Here is a 4,287-nt window from a genome sequence, read left to right as displayed (position 1 = left end):
ACGGCGGCGCGTACGCGGTGATGGGGTCGCGGCAGCTGACCGCCGACTTCAACTTCGCGTGGCCGACCGCGCGCATCGCGGTGATCGGGGCCGACGGTGCCGCGCAGTTGCTGATGAAGCGGTTCCCGGACCCGACCACGCCCGAGGCGCAGCAGATCAAGAAGGACTTCATCGAGGGCTACAACCTGAACATGGCGATCCCCTGGATCGCCGCCGAGCGGGGCTTCATCGACGCGGTCGTCGACCCCCACGACACGCGGCTGCTCATCCGCAAGTCCATGCACCTGCTGCGGGACAAGCAGCTGTGGTGGCGCACCGCGCGCAAGCACGGCCTGATCCCGGTCTAGTCAGTTCACGCGCGCGGCGCCGGCGCCGCGTCGGACAGCGACTGCGTGCCCAGCACGATCGCCAGGGCGAGGCGCTCGGCGTCCGCGGTGCCGGGTTCGGCGGTGTAGATCATGATGCGGATGTCGTCGGCCGCGACGACCAGCGTGTCGCAGTGCAGCGTGATGCGCCCGACGCCGGGGTGGTCGACGACCTTGTGCCGGCCGAAGTCCTGCTGCGGCACCGGGGCGCCGGACTCCCAGAGCTCGGCGAAGCGCGGGCTTGCCGCGGCCAAGTCGCGGATCAGTTGCTTGAGTCGCTGATCGGCCGGATACCGCGCCGCGGTCAACCGCAGGTCGGCGACCAGTCCGGCCTCGAATTCGGCGCGCTGAGCGGGGGTGTGCACGGTGCGGGTTCCGGGCCCGACGAGGTTGCGCCACACGCTGTTTCGCTCGTTGCCCCGCCACGTGGTGGTCGGCCCCATCAGTGCGTCGTACGGCGCATTGGCCAGCAGCAGCGTCCAGGTGGCATCGAAGACCGCGACGGGGGTGTGGGCGAGGCGGTCGAGGATGCGTTGCACGCTCGGCGTCACGTGGGCGGACACCACGCCGAGTCCGGGGGCGGCATGTCCGGCCAGCCGGAAGAGCAGTTCGCGCTCGCCGTCGGAGACCCGTAACGCGCGCGCCAGCGCCTCCACGACCTGGGCCGACGGGGCGGTGGCCCGGCCCTGCTCGAGCCTGTTCAGGTAATCCACCGAGATTCCGGCCAGCCCCGCCAGCTCCTCGCGGCGCAGCCCCGCCGCGCGCCGGCGTCCGCCGACCGGGACACCGACCGCCGCCGGCGGCACCCGGTCGCGCCAGCGCCGCACCGTCCGGCCGAACTCCCCTGACGCCATTCCTTCACTGTGCGCGACGCGCGCGGCGAGCGAAAGCTCTTGTCCTGGCCCTGGCAGTCCTACGACAACGCGACGACTGTCTGGCCATCGGAAACCGGCCCAGACTTGCAGCCATGAACCCCCCCTTGACATCCGGCACCTTGTTGATCACCGGCCCCACCGGCGGCCTGGGAAAGGCCGCGACACTGGCGATCGCGCACCGTCCCGCAGCCGAACGCCCCGACCTGTTGCTGGTCGGCAGGCCCGGCCGCGCCCTGGCCGAGGTCGCCCGCGCGGCCCGGGCGGCCGGTGCGACGACGCAGGAGATCGGCTGCGACCTCGCCCGGCTGTCCGACGTCCGCCTCGCGGGCCGGACAGCCGCGGAGCTGCTGGCGACCGGCGCGGTGCGCCCCCTGCGGGGGCTGGTGGCCAACGCCGGCCTCGCGGTCGCCGACACCCGCACCGCCTCCGCGGACGGATACGAACTGACCTTCGCCGTCAACTATCTCGCGCACGCCCAGCTCATCGGCGACCTGTGGGAGGCATTCGCCGCGCCCGCACGCATCGTGTTGGTCGGCTCGAACACCTACCACCAGAACGTCTTTCGCCGGATGCTGCGTGTCCCGGCGGCGCACTGGGCCGATCCGATCGAGCTGGCGCGGCCGGCCGCGCCCGCGGCGGCACCGAGTTTCGAACAATGCGGAATCGCCTACTCCAACTCCAAACTCGCCGCCATGTACTATGCGCACGAACTGCAGCGCCGCGCACCGGCGGGCATCTCCGTGATCGTGTTCGAGCCGGGATTCATGCCGGGCACCGGGCTGAGCAGAGCGCACGGCACCGCAATGCAACGGATGGGACGGGTCATCGAGCGAATCCCCGGTGTCTCCTCGCCCAGAAAGTCCGGACCGGTGCTCGCCTCGATCGCCCTCGACGACCGCTGGGCGCACCTGCGCGGCGGCGCGTTCGTCGTCAAAGACCAAGAGCGCGAGGTCAAACCGTTCGCGCAGGACCCCCAGCGGGAAGCCCGCCTGTGGGACGCCACCGCCGCGCTGCTGCACGCCGCGGGTGACTAGAGCGATGGTGGCGACCCGCGGCGCCCGGCTCCGCCGCGCTTGCGATCGCCACGCCACTAGCGGCTCAACGCGCCGTCGGCCAACTCGTCGAACCGGTCCAGCGCCTCCTCGGAGCCGGCGTCGATGCCGCGCAGCGGGCCGCGGTCGGCCAGGTAGCGCTGCGCGTACAGCCGGGCGACGAGCGCCTTGCGCTCGTCGCCGCGGGTCTCGCGCTCCCAGGCGGCCTGCTCGGTGAGCAGCGCGGCGGCGTAGACGTCGCCCATGAACTGGGCCAGCGGGAACAGCCGCGCCTCGGCGGTGTCGCGGTCCAGCTTGGCCCAGGCCGTGACGGCCGCGTCGAGGTCCTCGATGCGGCCGGCGACCAGGCGGGCGGTGTCGTCGTCGTCGGACACCGCGACCGCGTCGCGCAGCCGCGCCAGCAGCGTCTCGTGCGCGCTGGTCTGCTCGATGCCGCGGCGCACGTCCAGGCACAGGATGTTGTCGGGGCCCTCCCAGATCGTGTTGACCTGCCCGTCGCGCAAAAGCCTTGCCACCGGCCAGGTCTCGATGTAGCCGTTGCCGCCGTGGATCTCGATGGCGTCCGACGCCGCGGTGATCCCCAGCCGGCACACCTTGAGCTTGGTGACCGGCACCGCGATGCGCTGCCGCGGCCCGGGGCGCCGACGGTGGTTGGTGGCCCCGGTGCCGTCGAACACCAGGGCCAGCGCGGCCTCGACATCGACGGTCATCTCGGCGAGTTTGCGCCGCATCAGCGGCTTGTCGGCCAGTGCCCCGCCGAACGCGTGGCGTTGCCGCGCGTAGCACAGCGACTCGACCAGGGCGCGGCGCGCGTTGGCCAGCCCGAACAGGGCGATGCCCAGCCGCGCTGTGTTGGTCAGCTCCATCATGCGGCCCAGCCCCTTGCCGTCGGACGGGGTCGACGCGTCGCTGGGTTCCCCGGACAGCAGGAACGCCTCGGCGTCGACGAACTCGACTTCGCCGGAGGCCACCGAGCGGGTGCCCAGCTTGTCCTTGAGGCGCCGCACCCGCACCCCGTTGCGCGACCCGTCGCGGCGGGTGCGCAGCACCAGGAAGTTGGCGACGCCCTTCGATGAGTCCGGGGCGCCCTCCGGCTTGGCCAGCACGACGAACGCCTCGCCGGCGCAGTTGGACGCGAACCACTTGAAGCCGTTCAGCAGCCAGGAGTCGCCGTTGCGGGTCGCGGTCGTCTCCAGCGTCCCCAAATCGGAGCCGCCGGTGCGTTCGGTGAGCAGCTGCGCCGTCTCGCCCGCCCACTCGCCGGAGGCGAACTTGGCCAGCACGTGGTCGCGGACGTCGGCCGGCGCGTAAGCCGCCACCAGCGACTGCACCATGCCGCCGCCGGTGCCCAGCGCGCAGCCCATCCCGATGTCGGCCTGGTTGAGCAGGTAGTTGGAGGCGAACAGCGGCAGCGCCGAGCTGATCTTCGCGGCCTTCGCGTCGGAGCGCAGCGCCTGCTGGGCGTCCAACACGGCGCGCTTGGAGCGGGTGAACGACTCGGGCATGACGACCCGGCTGACGTCGTGTCCCCAGCGGTCGTAGCGCTCCAGTCGCGGCGGGTTGCGGTCGGTCTGCTCGGCCCACCGCGCCACCGGGCCGCCCATCAGCTCACCGATGCCGCTCAGGTGCGGCTCCACGACGGCCAACTCGTCGGGCCGCAGGTAGTAGGCCATGGTGGCCTGCAGCGTGGGATCGGTGCGGTACCAGTTGAGGCCGACGGCGCCGCGGTAGTTCTCCGTCCGGTAGCGCTCCGATTTCTCAGGGGTGGAGAAGGGCAGCCGATCCACCGACTCGGGGGCATAGTCGCTCGCGTCGTCGCTCATGACGCGACCGTATTACAGCGCTCAGGCCGAAGCGCGGAGCGGTCGCCTGCGATAGGCGCCCGTTCCTCTTCCCGCGACGCGGCGGGCCAGCGCGCCGGGGTCGAGGATCAGCACGCTCTTGCCGTCCGGGCGGATCCAGCCGCGGGTGGTGAACGTGCGCAGCGCCTTGTTG

General features: G+C 72.1%; 4 protein-coding genes and 1 pseudogene. 2 read left to right on the top strand and 3 right to left on the bottom strand.

The annotated features are described in order from the left end of the window. The coding region (locus AC2VOR_RS06260) for a carboxyl transferase domain-containing protein (protein ID WP_486963394.1) at positions 1-347 on the top strand (347 nt) is incomplete at its 5' end. Between the two features lie 5 nt (positions 348-352). On the opposite strand, the gene AC2VOR_RS06255 is transcribed toward AC2VOR_RS06260, so the two are convergent. Beyond that, positions 353-1,219: a helix-turn-helix transcriptional regulator gene (locus AC2VOR_RS06255; RefSeq protein WP_369736375.1), complete on the bottom strand. Its 867-nt coding sequence runs from the start codon at positions 1,217-1,219 to the stop codon at positions 353-355. A gap of 113 nt (positions 1,220-1,332) precedes the next feature. Between AC2VOR_RS06255 and AC2VOR_RS06250 the strand changes: the two genes are divergently transcribed. After that, positions 1,333-2,274, top strand: coding sequence for an SDR family NAD(P)-dependent oxidoreductase (locus AC2VOR_RS06250; RefSeq protein WP_369736376.1), 942 nt, complete (start codon positions 1,333-1,335; stop codon positions 2,272-2,274). Positions 2,275-2,330: 56 nt separating this feature from the next. Here the strand turns inward: AC2VOR_RS06250 and AC2VOR_RS06245 are convergent, their stop codons facing one another. Continuing rightward, positions 2,331-4,115: an acyl-CoA dehydrogenase family protein gene (locus AC2VOR_RS06245; RefSeq protein WP_486963393.1), complete on the bottom strand. Its 1,785-nt coding sequence runs from the start codon at positions 4,113-4,115 to the stop codon at positions 2,331-2,333. A 21-nt stretch (positions 4,116-4,136) separates the two neighbouring features. Next, positions 4,137-4,287 (bottom strand): annotated as a pseudogene (locus AC2VOR_RS06240) (hypothetical protein); the annotation flags it as partial.

This window comes from Mycobacterium sp. TH-M103, assembly GCF_057473785.1.
Note: the sequence above shows the minus strand (reverse complement) of the source record. Positions and strands in the feature narration are given on the sequence as shown.